Annotated in this window: 25 protein-coding genes; 10 read left to right on the forward strand and 15 right to left on the reverse strand. The window is 37.8% G+C overall.

Features of this window, described 5'->3' with window-relative positions; translation table 11 throughout:
- Positions 1-257 precede the first annotated feature (257 nt).
- Positions 258-674 (reverse strand): MgtC/SapB family protein, encoded by a 417-nt coding sequence (locus I6F65_RS03575; protein ID WP_024612720.1) that lies wholly within the window; start codon positions 672-674, stop codon positions 258-260.
- A gap of 326 nt (positions 675-1,000) precedes the next feature.
- Here I6F65_RS03575 and I6F65_RS03580 point away from each other — a divergent pair, with 326 nt between their 5' ends.
- Positions 1,001-1,330, forward strand: a complete 330-nt coding sequence (locus tag I6F65_RS03580) for a hypothetical protein (RefSeq protein WP_024612721.1) — start codon at positions 1,001-1,003, stop codon at positions 1,328-1,330.
- Positions 1,331-1,393: 63 nt separating this feature from the next.
- Positions 1,394-1,768: a hypothetical protein gene (locus tag I6F65_RS03585; protein ID WP_024612722.1), complete on the forward strand. Its 375-nt coding sequence runs from the start codon at positions 1,394-1,396 to the stop codon at positions 1,766-1,768.
- Here the strand turns inward: I6F65_RS03585 and fghA are convergent.
- Together fghA and I6F65_RS03595 are read right to left on the reverse strand one after the other, a co-directional pair.
- Positions 1,722-2,564, reverse strand: a complete 843-nt coding sequence (fghA, locus tag I6F65_RS03590) for an S-formylglutathione hydrolase (RefSeq protein ID WP_024612723.1) — start codon at positions 2,562-2,564, stop codon at positions 1,722-1,724. The genes I6F65_RS03585 and fghA overlap by 47 nt on opposite strands.
- 72 nt (positions 2,565-2,636) lie before the next feature.
- Positions 2,637-3,758: an S-(hydroxymethyl)glutathione dehydrogenase/class III alcohol dehydrogenase gene (locus I6F65_RS03595; protein WP_166109158.1), complete on the reverse strand. Its 1,122-nt coding sequence runs from the start codon at positions 3,756-3,758 to the stop codon at positions 2,637-2,639.
- 131 nt (positions 3,759-3,889) lie between these two features.
- Here I6F65_RS03595 and I6F65_RS03600 point away from each other — a divergent pair, with 131 nt between their 5' ends.
- The 7 genes from I6F65_RS03600 to hflX all read left to right on the forward strand — a co-directional run bounded on the left by I6F65_RS03600 (position 3,890) and on the right by hflX (position 11,955).
- Positions 3,890-4,762, forward strand: coding sequence for a LysR family transcriptional regulator (locus I6F65_RS03600; RefSeq protein WP_024611459.1), 873 nt, complete (start codon positions 3,890-3,892; stop codon positions 4,760-4,762).
- Positions 4,763-4,909: 147 nt separating this feature from the next.
- Positions 4,910-6,127, forward strand: a complete 1,218-nt coding sequence (locus I6F65_RS03605) for a lipoprotein-releasing ABC transporter permease subunit (RefSeq protein ID WP_024611460.1) — start codon at positions 4,910-4,912, stop codon at positions 6,125-6,127.
- Positions 6,120-6,818 carry a lipoprotein-releasing ABC transporter ATP-binding protein LolD gene (lolD, locus tag I6F65_RS03610; protein ID WP_024611461.1) on the forward strand — a complete coding sequence of 233 codons (699 nt, stop codon included), beginning with the start codon at positions 6,120-6,122 and terminating at the stop codon, positions 6,816-6,818. The genes I6F65_RS03605 and lolD overlap by 8 nt, the downstream gene beginning before the upstream one ends.
- Complete coding sequence (locus I6F65_RS03615; RefSeq protein WP_197111600.1) at positions 6,808-8,052, forward strand: lipoprotein-releasing ABC transporter permease subunit; 1,245 nt, start codon at positions 6,808-6,810, stop codon at positions 8,050-8,052. Before lolD ends, I6F65_RS03615 begins: the two co-directional genes overlap by 11 nt.
- A gap of 116 nt (positions 8,053-8,168) precedes the next feature.
- Positions 8,169-8,642, forward strand: a complete 474-nt coding sequence (locus I6F65_RS03620) for a DUF1456 family protein (protein ID WP_024611463.1) — start codon at positions 8,169-8,171, stop codon at positions 8,640-8,642.
- 359 nt (positions 8,643-9,001) lie between these two features.
- Positions 9,002-10,354: an NADP-specific glutamate dehydrogenase gene (gene gdhA / locus I6F65_RS03625; RefSeq protein WP_197111602.1), complete on the forward strand. Its 1,353-nt coding sequence runs from the start codon at positions 9,002-9,004 to the stop codon at positions 10,352-10,354.
- Between the two features lie 251 nt (positions 10,355-10,605).
- Complete coding sequence (gene hflX / locus I6F65_RS03630) at positions 10,606-11,955, forward strand: GTPase HflX (RefSeq protein WP_166109154.1); 1,350 nt, start codon at positions 10,606-10,608, stop codon at positions 11,953-11,955.
- 123 nt (positions 11,956-12,078) lie between these two features.
- On the opposite strand, the gene I6F65_RS03635 is transcribed toward hflX, so the two are convergent.
- The 5 genes from I6F65_RS03635 to mnmA form a co-directional block, all read right to left on the reverse strand.
- Positions 12,079-12,537 (reverse strand): GNAT family N-acetyltransferase, encoded by a 459-nt coding sequence (locus I6F65_RS03635; RefSeq protein ID WP_024611466.1) that lies wholly within the window; start codon positions 12,535-12,537, stop codon positions 12,079-12,081.
- 21 nt (positions 12,538-12,558) lie between these two features.
- Positions 12,559-13,716 carry a cupin domain-containing protein gene (locus I6F65_RS03640; RefSeq protein ID WP_166109152.1) on the reverse strand — a complete coding sequence of 386 codons (1,158 nt, stop codon included), beginning with the start codon at positions 13,714-13,716 and terminating at the stop codon, positions 12,559-12,561.
- Between the two features lie 87 nt (positions 13,717-13,803).
- Complete coding sequence (purB, locus tag I6F65_RS03645) at positions 13,804-15,174, reverse strand: adenylosuccinate lyase (protein ID WP_197111604.1); 1,371 nt, start codon at positions 15,172-15,174, stop codon at positions 13,804-13,806.
- Positions 15,175-15,205: 31 nt separating this feature from the next.
- Positions 15,206-15,808: a high frequency lysogenization protein HflD gene (gene hflD, locus I6F65_RS03650; protein ID WP_024611469.1), complete on the reverse strand. Its 603-nt coding sequence runs from the start codon at positions 15,806-15,808 to the stop codon at positions 15,206-15,208.
- Entirely contained in the window at positions 15,808-16,908 is a 1,101-nt protein-coding gene (gene mnmA / locus I6F65_RS03655) for a tRNA 2-thiouridine(34) synthase MnmA (protein ID WP_197111606.1), read from the reverse strand. Before mnmA ends, hflD begins: the two co-directional genes overlap by 1 nt.
- Before the next feature lie 365 nt (positions 16,909-17,273).
- Here mnmA and I6F65_RS03660 point away from each other — a divergent pair, with 365 nt between their 5' ends.
- On the forward strand, positions 17,274-18,545 hold the full coding sequence (locus tag I6F65_RS03660; protein ID WP_166109149.1) for a diguanylate cyclase: 1,272 nt from the start codon (positions 17,274-17,276) through the stop codon (positions 18,543-18,545).
- Positions 18,546-18,553: 8 nt separating this feature from the next.
- On the opposite strand, the gene I6F65_RS03665 is transcribed toward I6F65_RS03660, so the two are convergent.
- From I6F65_RS03665 to I6F65_RS03695, 7 genes are read right to left on the reverse strand one after another with little or no spacing between them, the layout of a single operon-like run.
- A complete protein-coding gene (locus I6F65_RS03665; protein ID WP_166109148.1) occupies positions 18,554-18,991 on the reverse strand; it encodes an NUDIX hydrolase in 438 nt (145 codons plus the stop codon).
- Positions 18,984-19,670 carry a pseudouridine synthase gene (locus I6F65_RS03670; RefSeq protein WP_166109147.1) on the reverse strand — a complete coding sequence of 229 codons (687 nt, stop codon included), beginning with the start codon at positions 19,668-19,670 and terminating at the stop codon, positions 18,984-18,986. Before I6F65_RS03670 ends, I6F65_RS03665 begins: the two co-directional genes overlap by 8 nt.
- The gene (locus I6F65_RS03675) at positions 19,670-19,999 is read right to left on the reverse strand and encodes a TusE/DsrC/DsvC family sulfur relay protein (protein ID WP_024612074.1); all 330 of its coding nucleotides are present in this window, start codon (positions 19,997-19,999) and stop codon (positions 19,670-19,672) included. Before I6F65_RS03675 ends, I6F65_RS03670 begins: the two co-directional genes overlap by 1 nt.
- A 3-nt stretch (positions 20,000-20,002) precedes the next feature.
- On the reverse strand, positions 20,003-20,269 hold the full coding sequence (locus tag I6F65_RS03680) for a DsrH/TusB family sulfur metabolism protein (RefSeq protein ID WP_024589175.1): 267 nt from the start codon (positions 20,267-20,269) through the stop codon (positions 20,003-20,005).
- Positions 20,266-20,622 carry a sulfurtransferase complex subunit TusC gene (tusC, locus tag I6F65_RS03685; RefSeq protein WP_024612075.1) on the reverse strand — a complete coding sequence of 119 codons (357 nt, stop codon included), beginning with the start codon at positions 20,620-20,622 and terminating at the stop codon, positions 20,266-20,268. Before tusC ends, I6F65_RS03680 begins: the two co-directional genes overlap by 4 nt.
- The gene (gene tusD, locus I6F65_RS03690; protein WP_024612076.1) at positions 20,619-20,972 is read right to left on the reverse strand and encodes a sulfurtransferase complex subunit TusD; all 354 of its coding nucleotides are present in this window, start codon (positions 20,970-20,972) and stop codon (positions 20,619-20,621) included. The genes tusC and tusD overlap by 4 nt, the downstream gene beginning before the upstream one ends.
- A 56-nt stretch (positions 20,973-21,028) precedes the next feature.
- Complete coding sequence (locus I6F65_RS03695) at positions 21,029-21,694, reverse strand: Bax inhibitor-1/YccA family protein (RefSeq protein ID WP_166109146.1); 666 nt, start codon at positions 21,692-21,694, stop codon at positions 21,029-21,031.
- Positions 21,695-21,698 lie beyond the last annotated feature (4 nt).

Below are 21,698 nucleotides of genomic sequence, written 5' to 3' on the forward strand. Positions count from 1 at the left end.
ATTCCACCATATAGTTTCATACTAAGTTCCTCGAGGTACAGTTTATGTTTTGGTCAACACAACTGTATCGAAAAACTTGAGGAACTTTCTATATGATTATCAAATCTTGACTTCACACATTGAGAATCTTCAATGCCTGCTCATGGCATACTGCCGTCATTCCTTATAGCCCTGATCATTAGGATTATCGTTATTTAATATCAAGCTTAATTACCGTGCTGATTTATCCGCTAATCTGAACGTTAACTATATTAAATTTACTTGAATTTTTTTACATACCTCAGCGTTATAAAATTAATAATGGCAAGTAAAATTGCTATTTCGTAGCGGCTGTACGCTACGGCTATACCAATTAAGCCCATATTCCAAATACTTGCTGCGGTTGCTGTGCCTGACGTAGTGCGGTTGTTTTTTAAAATAGCACCGCCGCCAATAAAACCTATACCAGTAATAATGCCTTGTAACATTTTAGATTGTGCTTCGCCCGATTCGAGTACTGACATGGCAATAAGTGCATACCCACACGATGCAACAGCAACGAGTGGAAAGGTTCTAAGTCCCGCACCATCATGGCTACGCTCTCTGTCGTATGCCATAGGCAGTGCTAGTAAGTAGGCAATACCTAAGTGAATTAGGTTATCTAGTATTTCGTTCCACTGTAAGTCAATTTCCATATTTAGCCTATGTTAGTTAAGTTTGTTAATAATAAGCAGGCAAGTAGCAAACAGTAAGCCATTAATTTATATGTTACTAATCAACAGTTTAATTCTTGTATGAGTTTTTAGGTGGTGTTTTTAAGAAGTTTTTACATATATTTATTACTATTTTACTCAATAGTTAATTGGTTTTATTAACGAGTTTGTAGAAGAGTTGAAGGTTTAATAATAAAGTTTTATTTTAATTCCTTACTATTTTGTACATATTTTTACAGCGTAATTTTACAAAAAGGTTAAAATTAAAGCATTAGCCATTAGCCAGTAGTTAGCATTCAGGATGAATAATGCGTATTTTAGTTATTGTTGTTTTTTTACAAAGTTTAGTCGGTTGTACCGCTGTAGGTGTATTGCTTGATGGTTCTGCACGCTCGGGTAGTAGTTCAACGAACTCAGGTACTTTTGTTAAAGACGAAAACGGCATGAGTTTCTCAAAAATGGGATACGCAGTTGACTCCGCCATAGTGGAATTTGTTAAAGATGAAGGTAAGCCTAATCAAACATGTAAGCAAATAACTAAAAGTTTAAAAGAATGTGTATTGATTGAAAAGCAATCTAAAAATGAAAATATTACTAAGCCGCTATCGGATGAAGAGCTGATAAGTGTTAGGCAATAGGCAATAGGTAATTTCATACTAATTTAATTACTTGCTCAGTAGCTACTATATAAAGGAATACTCATGCGAACTATTATTACGATAATTTTATTACTTTTTCTTAGCGGATGTACTGTTGCTGGGGCGCTTATTGATGGGCGAGCTGAGTCTAGCGCGCGAGATGAGCAAATTATAAATAACCAATCAGGTTCAGAGCCTAGTAAAAATCCGTTAACCCCGACACCAAGTAATAGTAATGGATTTAGTTTTGCAGATGTTGGATTGAAAATAGATTCGGCGTTAGTTAATTTAGTTAAAGGTAAAAGTACGACCACTCAAGTATGTAGGCAAATAACAAAGAGTTTAAAAGAGTGTGTAGAAGTTGAAAATTCTACCCTACACACTAATGAATCTAAGCAGACAAAAACTGATGATGAAATAATAAGTGTTGGTCAATAAAACTACTTATAAAAAAGTAGCTGTGATCGTAGCCAGCTTGCATTTCAAGTGTAAGTGGGTAGTTTTTTTGATTAGCAACAGCTATTAAATTTTGAGGCTTAAGCTGCTCTTCTAAAAAGTTGTCGGCATCGCCTTGGCTTACTAACATAGGTAAATAGTTAGTTGGCTCTGCGTTTTTCATTAACTCACAACTATCGTATTGTGTCCAAAGCGCTTTATCGTTTCCTAAATAGCCAGTAAATGCTTTTACACCCCAAGGGCATTCAATAGGATTTACAATAGGGCTAAATGCAGAGGCACTTACAAACGTAGTCGGGTTTTTAAGAGCAACCATTAATGCTCCATGTCCGCCCATAGAGTGACCACTAATTGCTTTTGTACTTGTTACCGGAAAATGTTGCTCTATTAATGCAGGTAATTCGTTTACAACATAATCGTACATATTAAAGTGTGTGTTGTAAGGAGCTTGCGTAGCATTTACGTAAAAGCCTGCACCTTGTGCAAAGTCGTAGGTGTCTTCATTTGGTACGTTTTCGCCGCGTGGACTGGTGTCTGGCGCTACAATAGCAATACCTAGCTCGGCTGCTTTTTTAAATGCGCCGGCTTTTTGCATAAAGTTTTCATCGGTACAGGTTAAACCCGATAACCAATAAAGTACTGGTACTTTATTGGCCTCGCTTGCGCCAGGTGGTAAAAATACGGCAAAACGCATAGTGCAGTGTGTACTTTGAGCGCTGTGAGTATATTGTTTATGCCAACCACCAGCGACTTTTACGCTTGAGATATTTTCTAACATACTTAATCCTTAAAAGCCGTAAACTTAAAAGTATTACGGCTTATTAATAAGCTATTTTACGAATGCAGTTTATTAGTAATGAATGACTGTACGAATACTTTTACCTTCGTGCATTAAATCAAACGCTTCGTTAATATCTTCAAGACCCATTGTGTGTGTTATAAAATCGCTAAGGGCAAATTCGCCAGCCATATAACGTTCAACAATTTCAGGAAGTTGTGAGCGACCTTTAACGCCACCAAATGCGCTACCACGCCATACACGACCAGTAACTAGTTGAAACGGGCGGGTTGATATTTCTTGGCCTGCACCTGCTACACCAATAATGACAGATTCTCCCCAACCTTTATGGCAACACTCAAGCGCTGAGCGCATTACGTCAACATTGCCAATACACTCGAACGAGTAGTCAACGCCGCCGTCAGTCATTTCAACAATAACGTCTTGAATTGGCTTATCGAAATCTTTTGGATTAATTAAATCGGTAGCACCTAGTTTTGTTGCAAGATCGAATTTAGAGGTATTAATGTCTACACCAATAATACGGCTTGCTCCAGCCATTTTTGCGCCAATAATGGCTGATAAGCCAATACCGCCTAAACCAAATATAGCCACGGTGTCGCCAGCTTTTACTTTAGCTGTATTTGTTACTGCGCCCATACCGGTAGTAACGCCACAGCCTAATAAACAAATTTCCTCTAAAGAGGCTTCTTTGTTTACTTTAGCAAGTGAGATTTCTGGCAATACTGTGTACTCAGAAAACGTAGATGTGCCCATGTAATGATAAATTGGCTGACCGTCTTTAAAAAAGCGTGTTGTGCCGTCTGGCATTAAGCCTTTACCTTGTGTTTCGCGTACAGCTGAACACAAATTTGTTTTACCTGAGGTACACATTTTACACACGCCACATTCAGCTGTGTATAAAGGAATAACGTGATCGCCCACTTCAACACTTGTTACGCCCTCGCCAATAGCGTAAACAACACCAGCGCCTTCGTGACCTAAAATTGCAGGGAATATGCCCTCAGGATCTTGACCCGATAAAGTAAATGCATCGGTATGACAAACACCAGTAGCGGTAATTTTTACCATTACTTCGCCTTTTTTAGGCATCATTACATCAACTTCTTCAACGCTAAGTGGTTGATTAGGACCCCACGCAATAGCCGCTTTTGATTTAATAAATTCAGACATGTATTTTCCTTTAACGGGTTATTCAAAAAGTAATTGTAGACCCAATGTGCTTGGGTGATGGGCTTATTGTATTTGTTTCTCAAATAATGATAATCTCGATTTTATTAAAACACTTTTACAGTATGGTAATAATGGCGCGTTGGGATGGAATAGATGAGTTTATAGCGGTAGGTGAAGAAGGTAGCTTTACTGCGGCTGCAAAAACACTTGGCCTTTCGGTGGCGCATATTAGTCGCCATGTTACAGCGCTTGAGCAGCGTTTAAATACTCAGCTTTTAACTCGCACAACCCGCAAAGTGGTGTTAACTAAAGAGGGCGAAGTGTATTTACACCAAATCAAACATGTTCAACACGCTATGGATGAGGCAACACAAGGGCTTGCTCAACAACAAAGCTCCCCAAAGGGAAAAATAAAGCTTACTGCACCGGTTATGTACGGAGAGAGCTTTATTATGCCCATTGTGCATGATTTTATGAACGATCACCCCGACGTAGAAGTAATTGCTACATTGAGTAACGAGCAAGAAAACCTGTTGGAGGGCGGTTTTGATTTAGCAATAAGACTTGGGCATTTAAAAGATTCAAGTTTAAAAGCACGTAGATTAAGCGCACGTCGCTTTATTATGTGTGCTTCACCACAATATTTAACTCGATTTGGCGAACCGCATACTTTAGGTGAATTAAATAATCATCAATGTTTGATTGGTAACAGCAGCTATTGGCGGGTAAATGAAAACGCGAAGGACAAACATATAAAAGTAGCAGGGCGGCTACAATGTAATAGTGGTTGGGCGCTGGTGGATGGTGCTAAAAAAGGCTTGGGTATTATTCAGCTACCTGATTACTACATAGAAAGCGAAATTAAAATGGGGGAATTAGTGCCAATTTTAACGGCCTATCAGCCTCAACAAGAAGGAGTGTGGGGCGTATATCCACCAAGGCAGTTTGTGGCAACTAATGTTCGGGTATTGCTCGATTATTTAGTTGCAGGTCTTAAAGCTTAAGGATGAGTTAATGATCAAATAAGTATTGCTTTAAATATAGCCAAGTATCAGATTTTTAAATTATTTCTTACATTTTACGCCATACCCAAAGGCACTTTTTTCGTGCTACTATTGCCCAATACTTTTACGATAAGTGTTAAAAATAATATGTTTCAACCGGTTAGCTTATTTATAGGGCTTAGATATAGCCGTTCCTCAAAAGGAAATGCGTTTATATCATTTATTTCGTTTTTTTCTATTGCCGGTATCGCTATTGGTTTAATGGCATTATTTACCGTAAGCAGCGTAATGAATGGTTTTGAAAATAGCTTAAAAACCAATATGCTTGGGCTTATTCCCCATGTTGAAGTTCAAGCTGATAAACACACTGCCACACAAATGAGCACGTTAAAAACCGACCTTGAGCAATCTCCTTATGTTGACCATGTCAGTTTATACCGCCACGGTGAAGCTATTTTGCAAACCAATAAAGATTTGCACGGGGTTTTACTGCAAGGTCTTTATGATGACAATGGGTCTTTATATAAAATTACCGATAAAATCGTACAAGGTAATTGGCAAACCGTTCTTAATAAAAACTACAGCATTGCTATAAGCCGTTACTTAAGCCGTAAATTAGGTGTAAGCATTGGCGATAAATTACGTGTAATTATGCCTAATGCCTCAACCTATACTCCTCTTGGTCGCGTGCCAAGCCAACGTTTATTTAAAGTAGCAGCTATATACGAAACGGGTTCTGAAATAGACATGGGGCTTGCTTTTACAAGCGGAGCTTCGCTGCAAAGAGTGCTAAAGCTAGATAAAAATACCGCCCCTAATTTAAGTATATCGCTGCATGAACCCTTTGCACTCGACGAGTTTATTGAAGCTAGCCAACGCATATTAAAAAGTTATAACTATAGCGACTGGCGTAGTAGCCAAGGTACTTTGTTTGCAGCCGTTGCAATGGAAAAACGTATTATGACCATGCTATTAGGTTTAATTGTGCTGGTGGCTGTGTTTAATATTGTATCTGCATTAACCATGATGGTAAGTGAAAAACAAGGTGAAGTAGCAATATTACAAACGTTAGGTTTAACGCCATCACAAGTGCAAAAAGTGTTTATGGTGCAAGGACTTTATAACGGTGTAATTGGCACTGCAATTGGGGCTTTTTTAGGTGTTATGTTTAGTTTATATATTAATGAGCTACTTGCTTTTGTTGGCTTAAACTTACTTGCGGGGATAGAACTTCCCGTAAAATTTGATATTTTAAGCCTTGTTATTATAGCACTGGGCAGTATAGCAATGAGCTTTTTAGCGACCTTATATCCTGCGCGAAAAGCCGCAAAAGTAAAACCAGCAGAGGTATTACGTTATGAATGATTTAGTTATTAGCTGTAAAAATCTAAGTAAAATTTATCAAGATGGCAGCAATCAAGTAGAAGTATTAAAAGGCGTCGATTTAGCTTTACAGCAAGGCGAAATGCTTGCCATTGTTGGTAGCTCAGGTTCGGGTAAAAGCACGCTTTTACACATACTGGGTACATTAGATACCGCAAGTTCTGGTAGCGCTAAAATTAAAAACCAAGACGTAGCAAAGCTCTCGCGTACAGAGCAAGCTGCTTTTAGAAACAAAAATTTAGGCTTTATATATCAATTCCATCACCTATTAATGGAATTTAGTGCAGTTGAAAACGTAGCAATGCCGCTATTAATTAAAGGTTTAAGTGCCAAAGACGCAAATGCACAAGCGCTCGATATGCTTGAAAAAGTAGGGCTTGCTCATCGTAGTTCGCACAAACCTTCAGCGCTCTCGGGTGGTGAACGTCAGCGTGTTGCTATTGCCCGCGCACTTGTTACTAAGCCCGCATTAGTACTTGCTGATGAACCAACGGGTAATTTAGATAAACAAAATGCGATTAAAATTTATGATTTAATTAACGAGCTTAACCAAAGCTTAAATACCAGTTTTGTAGTGGTGACACACGATTTAGAACTTGCCGATAAGCTAGGTAAAATAGCTTATTTAGACGATGGTAAACTAGCTATTAAAGAGTCGCAGCATGTTGCTTAGTGCATTTTTAAGTAAACGCTTTAGAGCCTATTCAGGTCATAAAGATGAAAAAAATGGCTTTGTTAGTTTTATCGCTAAAGCCTCTACTATTGGTATTTTATTAGGCGTAGCAGTTTTAATTGTGGCGCTGTCGGTTATTAATGGCTTTGAGCAACAACTAGTACACAGATTATTAAGCGTTGTGCCGCAAGTTGAATATGTAGCACCAAACAGACCTATTGCAAATTGGTCTCAAAAAATCGAGAACTTACAAGCGCAACCTCACGTTACAGGCGCGGCTCCATTTATTGCCGTTAATGGTATGGCGCAATATAAAAGCCAGTTAAAAGCGATTGAAATTAGAGGGGTTGAGCCATCGTTAGAAAGCAATGTATCGGCTGTAAACCAGTTTACAAGTGGTAAACTAGTGAGCCAGCTAGGGCTCGATGATGTGATTTTAGGTAAGCAAATAGTTAAACAGTTAGATGCAAAAGTTGGCGATAACGTCACTTTGCTGATCCCGCAAATAGGTCAAAAAGGTCAGTCGTTATTGGCACCCAAGCGAGTAACACTTACTCTTGCTGGTGTTATAGAAATGGGAGGGCCGATAGACAGTAGCGCTGCGTTTATTCATTTAAGTAAGGCTCAACAAACACTCGGCTATGATGAAACCCAAGTTACAGGATTACGATTAAGTGTTGATGATGTTTTCTCCGCCCACCAAATAGCCCTAGACATAGGCCAAACTATTAATGACTATGTTTATATTTCTAGTTGGTTTAGGACGCAAGGCAGTCTATATCAAGATATTCAAATGGTGCGCACTATTGTTTATATTGTTGTATTTTTAATAATTGCTGTAGCGAGTTTTAATATTGTGTCGTCCTTGGTGATGGAAGTACGTGAAAAACAAGGTACTATCGCAATTTTAAAAACCATGGGTGCAAAAGACAGTACCATTTTAGCCACTTTTGTAATGCAGGGTTTAACTCAAGCATTTGTAGGTGTTGCCTTAGGTACACTTATTGGTGTTGTTTTGGCCCTTAATATAAGTGAGTTATTCACTTGGCTTAGCTTACTGTTTGGTGCGAATCCGCTGGAAGGTGTGTACTTTATAGAGTTTTTACCCAGTAAATTAGCACTTGAAGATATTGGCATTACGGTTATTGTTACTTTTGTATTAGCAATATTTGCCACTATTTATCCTGCTTTGCAAGCTACTCGTGTAGATCCCGCTAAAGTGCTTGGTAATTAAGCCCAAGCACTTAAATAAAAATTAATAGGGTGGTATTAGTAAATCTGTTAAACTAGGTGCTTATTTAAAATTAAGCAATAACTGCTTGGTTGCTATACCTCACTTTGGGATTTACTTTGACTAATAACGATATTTTACGCCGCATTCGCTATACTTTTAATTTAACTGATACCGCTACGGTTAATGTTTTTGCAGCCGCAGAACTTACAGTTACAACTGAGCAAGTAATTGCATGGTTGACTAAAGAAGGTGAAGAAGCTTTTACCCCAATCAGTGATACCGAGTTTGCTAGTTTTTTAAATGGGTTTATTAATACTAAACGTGGCAAGCGCGAAGGCGAGCAACCAGAGCCAGAGAAAAAGCTAAACAACAACATCATATTTATGAAGCTACGTATCGCTTTAAATATGAAGGCAGAAGATGTTATTGCCACACTTGCACTTGTTGATTTTGATTTAAGTAAGCATGAGTTAAGCGCATTTTCTCGTAAAGTTGATAACAAGCATTACCGTGTTTGTAACGATCAAATATTACGTCTATTTTTAACTGGCGTACAAAAGCAAGTTCGCCCAGAAGAATCTGCGGAATAACCAGCTTTTAGTTAATAGGCTTTGTATACGCGCAATGCACAGTACAAAGCCTTAATTACTATCTGTTCTAAATTTTAACAAGTACCTTTACACTTACAGAACTCCTTAGTCCTCTTATTTTAAAACAGTCACTTTTGCCTTCAATGAATTTAAATTCACTTTAATTAAATAAAAAATAAATATTGTTAATTCTTCTGATCAAAAATAATTCAAGTAATAGACGTTAAATATCGTGTTGTACCATGCTAAAGTAACAGTTAATTAAATTAACTTAAGACTTTACAGCATGAATCATAAACTTGATCACGTTTACTTCAATATCTGATAAATACTTTTATTATTAACACGGAAGAATAATTATGAATTATATCCATAGCACTATCGCGCAATTAAAAAATAGTAGCCCTGCACAATGCGAGTTTTATCAAGCTGTTGAAGAAGTACTTGAATCACTCGAACCTATCTTAGAAAACTCAGGCAAATATAAAAAAAATGCCATTATTCAACGCTTAGTTGAACCCGAACGCCAAATTATGTTTAGAGTCCCTTGGGTTGATGACGAAGGTAATATCCAAGTAAATAAAGGCTACAGAATTGAGTTTAACTCTGCGCTTGGCCCTTATAAAGGGGGTCTGCGTTTTCACCCTAGTGTAAATGCCAGCATAATTAAATTTTTAGGATTTGAGCAAATATTTAAAAATGCCTTAACGGGTTTACCAATCGGTGGCGGTAAAGGCGGCGCTAATTTTGATCCTAAAGGGCGCTCTGATGCGGAAATAATGCGTTTTTGCCAATCATTTATGAGTGAGCTTTATCGCCATATTGGTCCTACAACTGACGTACCCGCTGGAGACATTGGTGTAGGAGCGCGTGAGATTGGTTACTTGTTTGGTCAGTACAAACGTTTGACTGGTCGCTATGAGGGCGTATTAACAGGTAAAAGCTTATTGTGGGGTGGATCGCTAGTGCGTAAAGAAGCAACCGGCTATGGCGCCGTTTATTTTGCACAGTACATGCTACAAGCACGCGGCGACAGCCTACAAGGTAAGCGCTGTTTAGTGTCGGGTGCGGGTAATGTTGCTATTTATGCTATGGAAAAATTATATCAAATGGGGGCAACACCCATAAGTTGTAGCGACTCTCGCGGTACTGTTTATCATGAGTCGGGTATAGATTTGAGCCTTATAAAGCGTTTAAAAGAGCAATCACGCGATTGTTTAAGTGTATACAAACAAAATCATGCAGATGCGATTTATATTAGCCAAAGTGATTACCCTAAAGACGGGCATGCTGTTTGGCGTTTTAATGCTGACGCTGCCTTTCCATGCGCAACACAAAATGAATTAACACAGGCGGATGCAAACGCATTATTAACGGGTGGTTGTGTATTGGTAAGCGAAGGGGCAAATATGCCCTCAACAAAAGAGGCTATTGATTGCTTTATTGCTGCAAAAATTGCGTATGGACCAGGAAAAGCCGCTAATGCTGGCGGTGTTGCAACGAGTCAATTAGAAATGGCGCAAAATGCGAGTATGCAAAGTTGGACCTTTGAAGAGGTTGATGAAAAGCTAAAACAAATTATGAAAAATATATTTGTTACAGCTAACGACACCGCAATAGAATTTGGTGAGCCAGGAAATCTTTTATTAGGCGCTAATATTGCAGGTTTTAGGCGCGTTGCTGATGCAATGATTGAGCAGGGTGTTGTTTAATTATCAGCCTAACCATTAATTAACTATCATTTTAAAAAGTAAGTTTAAATAACAAACTTAACCTATTTATTTTGTATTGATCTGAATGAAATTTTAAAACTAGCCATTAAATTGAGAATATTATGGCTAGTTTTAAATATTAACGCCATTAGTGCACTATAAGGCTATAAAGCGAGGCTATAACAGCGTAGGATCAGGTTACTTTCGAATGAAAAATAGGTTTGCACTTAGGTGCATTAACACAAAAATTTATGCAACTAACTGCAAAACCATCACTTCCTAATGCGTTACTTATTTCTATTAGCACACCGCAGTTTAAAGGTGACGAGGCGATAGAGTCGCTTGCTGAACTTGCCCGTTTGGTTACTACTTTAGGATTTAAAGTAGTAGGCACACAATCACAAAAGCAAAGTTCTACCCAAAAAGTTAATGTATTGGGCTCGGGTAAACTTACCGAAATAGCACACCTCACAGGTAATAAAGGCTCTGCTGCAGATGGGCAAGAAGATGATTTACTCGATGAAGATTATTTACCTGAAATATCTTCAGAAATTCCATCAGATAAACTTGATTTTGCGTGTGCCGATGTAGTTGTATTCGATTGTGATTTAACACCGTCTCAACTTCGAAATGTAGAAAATCAGTTAGGCGTAGAAGTATTTGACCGCACCGGTATTATTATTGAAATATTTAGCCGCCATGCGCGTACTAAAACGGCAAAATTACAAGTTGAAATAGCTCGCCTTAATTATGTAGCGCCACGGCTTCGTGAAACATCAACCGGTGATAAAGAACGCCAAATGGGTAAAGGTGCAGGTGAAACTACACTGGAGCTAAATCGCCGTAAGGTTCGCGACCAATTAGCAGAGCTAAAGCGTGAGCTTGTAAGTGTTCAAGATGTAATGATGGACAGGCGAACTCAGCGCTCAGAGCTTTTCTCAGTGGCTTTAATTGGTTACACCAATGCTGGTAAGTCATCAATGATGCGTGCAATTACAGGCAGCGACGTAGAGGGTGAAAACAAGTTATTTGCAACACTAGATACCACTGTTCGAGCATTGTATCCAATTACGCAGCCTCGTATTTTGGTGTCAGACACCGTTGGTTTTATTAAAAAATTACCACATGATTTGGTTGCCTCATTCCACTCAACATTAGCTGAAGCGCATGATGCGTCTTTACTTTTGTATGTTGTTGATGCTTCAGATTCATCTTTTCGCTCACAGCTTGATGTAGTGCATAAAGTACTAGCAGAAGTTGGGGTTGAGGGTAGTAAAAAACTATTGGTGTTAAATAAGTCTGATCAATTAAGTATTGAGCAACAGCAAGCGCTAATGGATGAATTTCCTGATGCAATGATGACATCTACTCGTAATCCAGATGATATTAGTAAACTCCATAAATATATTGTTGGTATAGCGCAAGACGATATGGTTGAAGATGAAATTATTATTCCTTACACAGCAAAAGGTATAGTAGGTGAAATTAGATCGAGTATGAGTGTTATTAAAGAAGAGTATGAATATAGCCACATAAAGCTAACTGTGCGCTCTAATATCATTGATTTAGAAAGATTAAAAAAACGCATGCTTGATTTATAATAATATTAAGGCGAGTTGAACTTTCAAGATTAAACCTCGAAAGATAAACAGTGCCTAAGCTATATCCGTAATAAAATTAGTGCAGTGATTAATGTTGTGCTAATTTTATTTTGAATGAGATGTTTAATGCACAAGCGTAAATGGCGTGGTATTAAAGAGCGCGACAGAGCATTGCATTCGTAGTCTAGGAATTCCCGCTTCCATAAATACATTCCCTTGCTGTACAAACCCATTTTTTTTGAAGCGTTCTACTTCGTTTAAAATACAATTAATACTTACTTTTTCTATGCCTTGGCTTGCTGCTAATTCAACAATAAAGTTGAGTAACGATTTATAAACACACCGATTACGATGCTCAGGTAGGACAGCTATTCGACCAATTAATCCATCTACACATAACCTACCAGTAGCAATAGGTGTTTGAGTTTCGTCGGTAACAAGTACATGCAGCGCAAATTCATCGAGGCTATCAAACTCAATGTGTTTAGGAATGTGTAACTCGTATACAAAAACCTTTTCTCGGATTTGTTGTAATAAGTCTTTTTGTGTATCCCAATCTACTTTTTTAACTTGATAGCCCATGGCAAACTCCTATTGTAGCAATCAGCCTTGATCAATATTAAACCAAATTCCCTCATTTACCAGTGTAGTAAAAGTTTGTAGAAAAACGAGACTTGGCTTTATTAAACTTAATTCTGAACTTTCAAACTCGCCATGATCGGTAAGTAATTTAACGGCATTTAAATCGCTAAGCAATAAGCTATAGTTTTCACCGTTTACACTTAATAGTAATTCATCTTCGAATAATTGATAAATAGCACGCGTGCCACCTAAACGTTCAAATACGATAGTGCTATTGTTTAATGCATTGGTTATTTGCTCAGTGGAAAATGGGTCTTCAGTTGGTGCTAAATCCATTTCGTGCTTAGGCTGGCTTAATGTAGTGCCTAACCATTGTTTAAATAACGTGTCGTTTTCAAGCAACCTTTGCATTAAGGCTTTAACTTTATTTACTTCAGTGCTATTGAGTTCACCTTTTGACTTTCTAAGCATTAGGTTGTGATCGGTATAGCGCTCTTGTCCGGTTTCGGTATCAATAATATGATCGGCAAAACTTGAAAGTAAATCTTGTTGATTTGGGGCTCTAAAACCAACAGAGTAGTTTAGTGCATTTTCTAATGCGTAACCTTCATGCGGGCATCCCGGTGGAATATATAAAATATCGCCTGGTTCTAATATGCAATCTATTACGGCTTCAAATGCTTCTACTTGCAGTAACTTTTTGTTTTGAGCAAACTGTTTAAGTGTCGGATCGGGCAGACCTACGCGCCAGTGGCGTTTGCCTTCACCTTGAATAATAAACACATCATACTGATCTAAATGTGGACCCACACCACCGCTTGGAGTTGAATAGCTGATCATTAAGTCATCTATTCGCCAGTTGGGAATAAATCTAAATGGTTCTAATAATTGCGCTGCTTCAGGATGCCAATGATCAACAGCTTGCACTAATAAGGTGGCATTTTCGTCTGTTAACTTCTCAAAGTCTTCAAATGGACCTTGGTACGTATCCCATTCGTTATTGTGATTAGTTACAATTCGCGACTCAATACTTTCTTCCATTGCCAGACCGGCAAGTTCGTTAGCATCAAGAGGGTCCTGAAAATCACTAAAACCTTGTTTTATTAAAAGCGGTTTTTTTTGCCAAAAATGACTTAAAAATTCTTGCTCAGATAAATTATTTATTTTTAATTGATACATACTAAAGCTCATAAATTAGTGCAATTAATTTTAAAACAAAAAAAGCGAAAGGAGACCTTTCGCTTTTTCATTTATTTAATTCAGTTTTTAAACTAAATCATCAATAAACTCAACAGCGCGACCAATGTAGTTAGCAGGTGTTAGTTTTTTCATTTCTACTTTAGCATCTTCAGGAAGGTCTAAACCATCGATGAAATCAGCCATTATTTCTTTATTTACACGTTTGCCACGTGTTAAATCTTTAAGTTTTTCGTATGGCTTTTCGATGCCATATTTACGCATAACCGTTTGAATTGGCTCGGCTAGTAATTCCCAGTTTTGATCAAGCTCGTCAGCTAGGCGTTGCTCGTTTACTTCAAGCTTGCTTACACCTTTAAGAGTTGATTGATATGCAATAAGAGCATAACCCATACCAACACCTAGGTTACGTAATACCGTTGAATCAGTAAGGTCACGCTGCCAGCGAGAAACTGGTAATTTTTGTGCAAGATGAGCAAAAATAGCGTTTGCTAATCCTAAGTTACCTTCTGAGTTTTCAAAATCAATTGGGTTAACTTTATGTGGCATTGTAGATGAGCCAATTTCGCCAGCAATAGTTTTTTGCTTAAAGTGATTAAGGGCGATGTAACCCCACATGTCACGGTCAAAATCTAACAATATAGTGTTAAAACGTGCAATTGCGTCAAACAACTCTGCAATATAGTCATGCGGTTCAATTTGTGTAGTAAATGGGTTTAGTGTTAAACCTAAGCTTGATACAAATTTATCTGCATGTGTATGCCAGTCGTAATCTGGGTATGCGCTAAGGTGAGCGTTGTAGTTACCAACAGCACCGTTAACTTTACCTAGCATTTCTACTTGTGCAATTTGGTCACGTTGACGTTTTAAACGCATGTATACGTTAGCAAACTCTTTACCCATAGTAGATGGTGTAGCAGGTTGCCCGTGTGTACGAGTCATCATTGGGATTGTTTTGTATTCAATTGCTTTAGCTTTAATTGCGCTTAAAAGTTCATCGCAATAAGGAAGTAAAACGTTTTTACGCGCTTCGCTTAGCATTAAACCATGAGATAGATTGTTAATATCTTCTGAGGTACAAGCAAAGTGAATAAATTCGTTAATTGCATGAAGCTCACTGTTATCGGCTACTTTTTCTTTTAGTAGGTATTCAACCGCTTTAACATCGTGATTTGTAGTGCGTTCAATATCTTTAACGCGTTGTGCATCAGCTTCACTGAAGTTATCTACAATGGCGTTTAGAAGTGCATTTGCTTCTTCGCTAAATGCAGGTACTTCTTTAATATCGCTTGCTGCAGCTAACGCTTGCAACCAACGCACTTCAACGATTACGCGGTATTTGATTAAGCCAAATTCGCTGAAAATACTGCGTAGTTCAGTGGTTTTGCTGCCGTAGCGACCATCCACTGGAGAGATAGCCGTTAACGCTGAAAGCTCCATAATAACTCCTAAATTTTAGTTTGAACGATAGTTAAATTTTTGATTTAGCAATGGCGAGTATTTTTCTTTTTGCAAAGAAAAAATGACGGCGCTTACCGCCCATTTGACGCCATAAAACTGCACTTCTAATGCCGGCTAGTAATAACGCACGGATTTTATTTTGAGTGAGCTGCTGTTTTAATAACTCGGGTTTACCATAAACCTGTATTCGGTGCCCAAGGGGGCTCAGCACCGACGAGTATATATCTGCTAAACCGGCAACAACAGTGTCATCGGTAATAGCAAAGTGATCTAAACGACGATGAATATCATCAATTCGTTTACCTAATTCGTTTAAGCTTTTATCGTTTGCACTTAGCGCACGCTCAAGCTGCATTAAACCGCCTACGTATTTTACTATTTCAACATCTTTTTGAGCGCCAGCAGTTAACTGAGCCATTAATGTTTTATAGCCATCACGTAGGTTGTCAGTACCTTGGTAAACATCTTCTGGCGATGCCGGTGATGTTTGAATAATGCTTGAAAATAATACTTCTAAGTCGTGCTCATTATTACTGCCATACTGCGCAATTTTTTGAACTTGCTTAGCTACTTGGCACATAGCGGCAAGCGCCATGACTTGGTGTTCGTTCATTACTTGATCACCGAGTCAATAATACCACCACCTAAGCACACATCTTCTGCATAAAATACGGCAGATTGACCAGGCGTAACTGCTTTTTGTGGCTCGTCAAATAACACGCGTGCCATGCCGTCTTCGCCTACTAATAGGGTACAGCTTAAGTCTTCTTGGCGGTAACGAGTTTTTACTGTGCAGCGAGTGGTGCCCTTAGGACCAATGCGGTCTACCCAATGAAGTTGGTTTGCATTAAGACCATTACTGTATAGGCGAGGGTGATCTTTACCCTGACCAACCACAAGTACATTGCGCTCTAAGTCTTTGTCTACTACGTACCATGGTTCACCCGAGCCTTCTTTCATACCGCCAATTAGCAAGCCTTTGCGCTGTCCAAGTGTGTGGTACATCAAGCCTTCGTGTTCACCTACGTCGTTGCCATCAGTGTCTTCGATTACACCAGGTTGAGCTGGTAAAAACTTTTGTAAAAAGTCTTTAAATTTACGCTCACCAATAAAACAGATACCGGTGCTGTCTTTTTTATCGTGAGTGATTAAGTCTTGTTCTTCTGCTATGCGGCGTACTTCTGGTTTTTCGATATCGCCTACAGGGAATAAAGTTTGACCAAGGTGCTCGTGGCTTAAGGTATATAAAAAGTAGCTTTGGTCTTTATTGTTATCAAGTCCGCGACACATTACGTATTTGTCACCGCGAAGTTCACGTTGAACGTAATGTCCCGTAGCAATAAAGTCTGCCCCAAGAGCTTGTGCAGCAAACTCTAAAAAGGCTTTAAATTTAATTTCTTTGTTGCACATTATATCTGGGTTTGGAGTACGACCCGCTTTGTACTCTGCTAAAAAATACTCAAACACGTTGTCCCAATACTCTGCTGCAAAGTTAACAGTGTGAAGCTCAATGCCTAACTTATCACACACTGCTTGTGCATCTTTTAAATCATCAGCGGCGGCACAATACTCATCATTGTCGTCTTCTTCCCAGTTCTTCATAAACAGGCCTTCTACTTGGTAGCCCTGTTGTTGTAATAAATATGCAGATACAGAAGAATCAACACCGCCGGACATGCCAACAATGACTTTAATGTGACTATTTTCGCTCATGAATAATTTCGCTTATACAGATTGCTGTTAACTTGGAAAGGACGCGATTATAGCATGTATTTTGTTTGTGCTTAAAGAGTGTAGGGCGGCAAAGGACATAATTTGTCACTATTTTATTTATATAACAAATAGCAAACTCGACTTAAGGCGTTTTTTAAGTCATGTACTTAGTACAATGCTACTTTTTTAAATTAACAATGAGATACTTATAAGATCAATGGAATGATTTTAAAGTTATAAAAAATAGTGTTTTCTATTAAAGCGACTAAAGTAAATATAGGTTTAATGGGAAGTACGGCAATGAAAAATTTGTTAAATACCAATTACGTTAGGGTTGTTCTAAATATAATCAATGGAATGAATGTATGCACTATGCTTATCAAGTAAATAAGATAAAATCTTTAATTGAACACTATACCTGTAAATCTGAAATTTACCCCAATGATCTATTAACGAGTACTACGAGCGAGTTTAAAATAGCTGCATATCATCTTTTTTATGAGTTTATAAAGCTAAAAAGTTTTCGTATTCATCAAGACCCTAATCATATACATGAATTATTTTCTTTAATTAAACAATCATCTTTAAAAAATCAGGTTGAAAAAAAGGTATTCAATCATATCGAAGCTTGGTGGCTTGAATGGTCTTTTGTTTTAGAGATGGAGGAAATGATAAACCATGATAAAAATAGTCCACCAATGGCTTGTTTATCAAAAAATACAATTTACTCAATGCGAAAGCATGAGTTAAGCCATTACGAAAAGCTATTTACAGTGTTACCCATGCCTGTTTGTAATGTATGTGCAAAAACGGGGAATATTTTAAAAGTAAATCAGCGGTTTATAGATATATTTGGATATACAATTAAAGATATTCCAAATATAAGTGTTTGGTGGGATAAAGCATACCCAGATCCGCAATACAGGAAGGTTGTGAAAGAGCTTTGGAGTAGCTCATTAGATGATGCTCAAAAAAATAACAATGATATTCCCGCTAACAATTATCGTGTTTCTTGTAATGATGGTTCTCAAGTGGTGATGGAAATATCGGGCATTGATATTGGTGAAGAAATTCTAGCCGTTTTTAACGATGCCACAGAGCGTTTACGAGCTGAAGATTTACTAAGAGATATGGCTTTTCTAGATGCACTAACAAAAATAGCTAATAGACGCAGATTTGACGAAAAGTTAGCAGATGAATTTAAAAAAGCGAGTGATTCTAAAGGTACCTTATCTATTATCATTATTGATATAGATCATTTTAAACAATTTAATGATTTTTTTGGTCATGTAGCAGGAGATACCTGCTTACATGATGTAGCACAGAAGATTGCCTCTACAGTAAGTCGACCAGAAGATTTTGTAGCTCGATATGGTGGCGAGGAATTTGTTGTTTTATTGCCGCAAACAGATACTCAGGGGGCGCTATTCATAGCGGATCAAATACAAAAAGCGATTGAAGATTTAGCTATTGTGCATAAAGGTAGTTTTACTGGTTTACTCTCTTTAAGTATGGGGGTAAATACTATAGATAAAACCAGAAACTATGACATGCTAGATTTTGTAAAAGGGGCAGATAGCGCACTCTATTACGCTAAAAATCAAGGTCGTAATTGCATAGCATTAAATCCTAGCTAATAAATAACTTAATTATAAATAGCATCAAGGTTTAAAGGCTCTTTTTGCAAGCTGTCTGTTATGCATTTTAAAACTAAATTACTTCTCAGTGGTAATGTTTTAATTTCCTCTAAGGTATGCCAATTAGCCGATATAATATCGGAGTCAATAGGTTTGGGCATTTGTGTTTTTTCGTCGGCTTCAAATATAAAACAAAATCGTAAATAATGTACGCCATTTGCAGCGTGTAAATTATAGATACCCAATAAGCCTGTAGGTATTAGCGTTAAACCAGTTTCTTCAAGTAGCTCTCTGCTTGCAGCTTGTGAAAGGGTTTCGTTTTGTTCTAAGTGACCAGCAGGTTGGTTATAACAAATTTTATTTGTGAATTTATCACGTTCTTTTACAAGTAAGAACGTGTTTTGTTTTTTTACAATTGCGGCAACGGTCACATGCGGTTTATGCATCAACCACGCCTTTAATTACTTTGTACTCACCAGAATTAATATCATCAAGCGTGTAGTTACCAATACTGTAGCGGATTAGGCGAAGCGTAGGGTGACCAATATGCGCGGTCATACGACGGACTTGTCTGTTTTTACCTTCGTTAATGGTAATGCTTAACCAAGTTGTTGGGATTGCTTTTCGCTCGCGTACAGGCGGATTACGAACCCAAATTGTAGGCTCATCAATTATTTTAACATTGGCGGGGAGTGTAAGGCCGTCTTTAAGTTTTACTCCATTACATAAATCATTAATTGATTCACTCGTTGGTTCACCTTCAACTTGTGCCCAGTAGGTTTTATTCGTTTTTTTATCAGGCGCCGTTAGGGTGTTTTGTAATTTTCCACAGTTTGTTAAAAGCAATAAGCCTTCACTGTCTCTGTCTAACCTACCTGCTGCGTAAACTTCTTTTATGGGAATAAACGCCGCTAGTGTTTGCCTGTCGGCATCATCTGTAAATTGGCATAGCACATCAAATGGCTTATTGAATAACACAATTTTTCTGTCTTTAGATGCTATTTGCGGCTTTATTTCTCTTTTACCTGAAGGCGTTTTATTAAGTGCACTGCGTGAGTAAGTGCGCCCAGTGCTTCTTTTAGGTTTGGATTCAGTTACTTGATTATTGCCTGATTTAGCTCTCATTATATGCACCTAGCTGGTTTTGGTAATCCGGCAATTTTTGTTGCTTGCTTTGCAGGACCTTTAGGGAATAATTTGTATAAATAAAGGCTATTCCCTTTATCTTCACCTAGAGCTTTAGCCATTGCTTTTACAAGCATTCTGATTGCTGGACTGGTGTTATATTCAATATAAAAATCACGAACAAAGTTAATTACTTCCCAATGTTGAACGCTAAGCGTAATGTTTTCTTGGGTAGCGATAACAGGTGCTAGCTCTTTTGACCATAAAGTATGGTCAAGCAAATAGCCTTGTTTGTCTGTCTCAATTTGTTGGTTGTTAAATTCAAGCATGAGTTACCAGGTAATAGATTGATTAGTTGATAAAGTCAGTGCTACAAAGTCTTCATAGCTAATGGCTTTATCGTTATCTGTTAATTTTATTGCGCGTACTTGCGCGTCTTGTTCAAGTATTAACAGTGTATCTGCAAATTGTCTAAATTGTTTTTTTGCAAAGCAGGCATCACCAACAAGTAATACGTTATCGGTTGATAAAATTAAATTTTCTAGCTGGTTTGCCGAGTAATAATTAAGCGGCTTAGAAAAAATATGTAACGTACTCATAGGGTCACCACATGTTGCTGCGCTTTAATTAATGTTTGTTGTTGACTAAAGTTCAGTGCCTTTGCCTCTATGAGTAAATCATGCTTATTTAAACCATAATCAAGCAATGATTTTTCACACACGTAAATATTTTCAACATCATAGATTTCGAGTGTTTTAATGTTTTTAAAAAAATCTTTTAAGCCAATATTATTTGGTTGTTGATGCTTTTTTAAAGCCAAAACAGCAGGACCGCTAAATAGCCAACTTACATTTTGATCAACGGCTGCAAATATTAATGTCATATCAAGTGCATCACGAATATTTAAATCGTCAAATGGGCTGGACTGACTCATTACTAATACATTGATCATTTAAATTGCACCCATTTGTCTGCATCACAAGTAAGCATTGCAAATTCAGCCAACCCTGCGACAGTAAATACACCTGTGTTGTTAATATCCAATCCGCGCTTTTGCGCTGCGGTAACACATAGCATTAAATTTAGTTTTTTATCGGCGAGTTGCTGCCAATGTGCTGAAATTTGAAGTTCATCTGAAGATAAATCAAAGTGAGTAGATGCATGATAAATACCTTGCTGGTATAAAAAAATAGCATCAATAGTGTGCCCTTGGGCTAAACATGCATTTGCAAACTTAACTATACGTTGCGTGGTATCGTGATCGGATGGTGGTGTATGTAATGAAAGAACAAAACGCGACAAAACAATTCCAATAAAAAAAGCCCCAATTAAGGGGCTATTTTAACAGAACTATTTAATTAGTCATTACTTACGCCAAGTAGAGCAAGTAAAGAAGTAAATAAGTTATATACGCTTAGGTATAAAGATACTGTTGCGCGAATGTAGTTAGTTTCGCCGCCGTTAATGATTCGGCTCGTATCAAATAATATCAAGCCAGACATAATCAATACAACTGCAGCATTAAGCACCATAAACATAAGTGAACTGCCAACAAAAATATTAACAATGCTTGCTACAATCACAACGATTAAACCAACAGTTAAAAAGCCACCCATAAATGAGAAGTCTTTTTTAGTGTTTAGTGCATAAGCAGATAAACCAAAAAAGATAAGCGCGGTAGAACCTAATGCTTGCATAATAAGCATAGGACCATTTGGCATTGCAGCATAGTGGTTAAGCAAAGGACCTAAGCCTGCACCCATTAAACCAGTGAAGGCGAATACCCAAAATACGCCTGATGCAGTTTCTGCCTTTTTATTTACAACAAATAATAAGCCAAATGAAGCAAGTGTAAACACTATACCCATGAAGTAAGGTAATTGTAGTGCCATTGAAATACCGGCTGTAACAGCACTAAATGCAAGTGTCATAGCAAGTAAAAAGTAGGTGTTTTTAAGTACCTTGTTTGTTTCAATGGTAGACATTACCGGTTTAGAGGTATTGTACGATTGATTGAACGCCATTGTA

Source organism: Pseudoalteromonas sp. SWXJZ94C (genome assembly GCF_015864385.1).
Taxonomy (GTDB): Bacteria; Pseudomonadota; Gammaproteobacteria; order Enterobacterales; family Alteromonadaceae; genus Pseudoalteromonas.

What these genes read in the sequence shown, in the direction of transcription:
- fghA (WP_024612723.1), bottom strand. Translation starts at nt 2,564, where the DNA reads ATGTTAGAAAATATCTCAAGCGTAAAAGTCGCTGGTGGTTGGCATAAA.
- hflX (WP_166109154.1), top strand. Translation starts at nt 10,606, where the DNA reads ATGCAACTAACTGCAAAACCATCACTTCCTAATGCGTTACTTATTTCT.
- tusC (WP_024612075.1), bottom strand. Translation starts at nt 20,622, where the DNA reads ATGATCAATGTATTAGTAATGAGTCAGTCCAGCCCATTTGACGATTTA.
- I6F65_RS03665 (WP_166109148.1), bottom strand. Translation starts at nt 18,991, where the DNA reads ATGCATAAACCGCATGTGACCGTTGCCGCAATTGTAAAAAAACAAAAC.
- I6F65_RS03635 (WP_024611466.1), bottom strand. Translation starts at nt 12,537, where the DNA reads ATGGGCTATCAAGTTAAAAAAGTAGATTGGGATACACAAAAAGACTTA.
- I6F65_RS03675 (WP_024612074.1), bottom strand. Translation starts at nt 19,999, where the DNA reads ATGCTTGAATTTAACAACCAACAAATTGAGACAGACAAACAAGGCTAT.
- gdhA (WP_197111602.1), top strand. Translation starts at nt 9,002, where the DNA reads ATGAATTATATCCATAGCACTATCGCGCAATTAAAAAATAGTAGCCCT.
- I6F65_RS03585 (WP_024612722.1), top strand. Translation starts at nt 1,394, where the DNA reads ATGCGAACTATTATTACGATAATTTTATTACTTTTTCTTAGCGGATGT.
- I6F65_RS03640 (WP_166109152.1), bottom strand. Translation starts at nt 13,716, where the DNA reads ATGTATCAATTAAAAATAAATAATTTATCTGAGCAAGAATTTTTAAGT.
- I6F65_RS03600 (WP_024611459.1), top strand. Translation starts at nt 3,890, where the DNA reads ATGGCGCGTTGGGATGGAATAGATGAGTTTATAGCGGTAGGTGAAGAA.
- mnmA (WP_197111606.1), bottom strand. Translation starts at nt 16,908, where the DNA reads ATGAGCGAAAATAGTCACATTAAAGTCATTGTTGGCATGTCCGGCGGT.
- I6F65_RS03605 (WP_024611460.1), top strand. Translation starts at nt 4,910, where the DNA reads ATGTTTCAACCGGTTAGCTTATTTATAGGGCTTAGATATAGCCGTTCC.
- lolD (WP_024611461.1), top strand. Translation starts at nt 6,120, where the DNA reads ATGAATGATTTAGTTATTAGCTGTAAAAATCTAAGTAAAATTTATCAA.
- I6F65_RS03670 (WP_166109147.1), bottom strand. Translation starts at nt 19,670, where the DNA reads ATGAGAGCTAAATCAGGCAATAATCAAGTAACTGAATCCAAACCTAAA.
- I6F65_RS03695 (WP_166109146.1), bottom strand. Translation starts at nt 21,694, where the DNA reads ATGGCGTTCAATCAATCGTACAATACCTCTAAACCGGTAATGTCTACC.
- I6F65_RS03680 (WP_024589175.1), bottom strand. Translation starts at nt 20,269, where the DNA reads ATGAGTACGTTACATATTTTTTCTAAGCCGCTTAATTATTACTCGGCA.
- I6F65_RS03595 (WP_166109158.1), bottom strand. Translation starts at nt 3,758, where the DNA reads ATGTCTGAATTTATTAAATCAAAAGCGGCTATTGCGTGGGGTCCTAAT.
- purB (WP_197111604.1), bottom strand. Translation starts at nt 15,174, where the DNA reads ATGGAGCTTTCAGCGTTAACGGCTATCTCTCCAGTGGATGGTCGCTAC.
- I6F65_RS03615 (WP_197111600.1), top strand. Translation starts at nt 6,808, where the DNA reads ATGTTGCTTAGTGCATTTTTAAGTAAACGCTTTAGAGCCTATTCAGGT.
- I6F65_RS03575 (WP_024612720.1), bottom strand. Translation starts at nt 674, where the DNA reads ATGGAAATTGACTTACAGTGGAACGAAATACTAGATAACCTAATTCAC.
- hflD (WP_024611469.1), bottom strand. Translation starts at nt 15,808, where the DNA reads ATGAACGAACACCAAGTCATGGCGCTTGCCGCTATGTGCCAAGTAGCT.
- I6F65_RS03660 (WP_166109149.1), top strand. Translation starts at nt 17,274, where the DNA reads ATGCACTATGCTTATCAAGTAAATAAGATAAAATCTTTAATTGAACAC.
- I6F65_RS03580 (WP_024612721.1), top strand. Translation starts at nt 1,001, where the DNA reads ATGCGTATTTTAGTTATTGTTGTTTTTTTACAAAGTTTAGTCGGTTGT.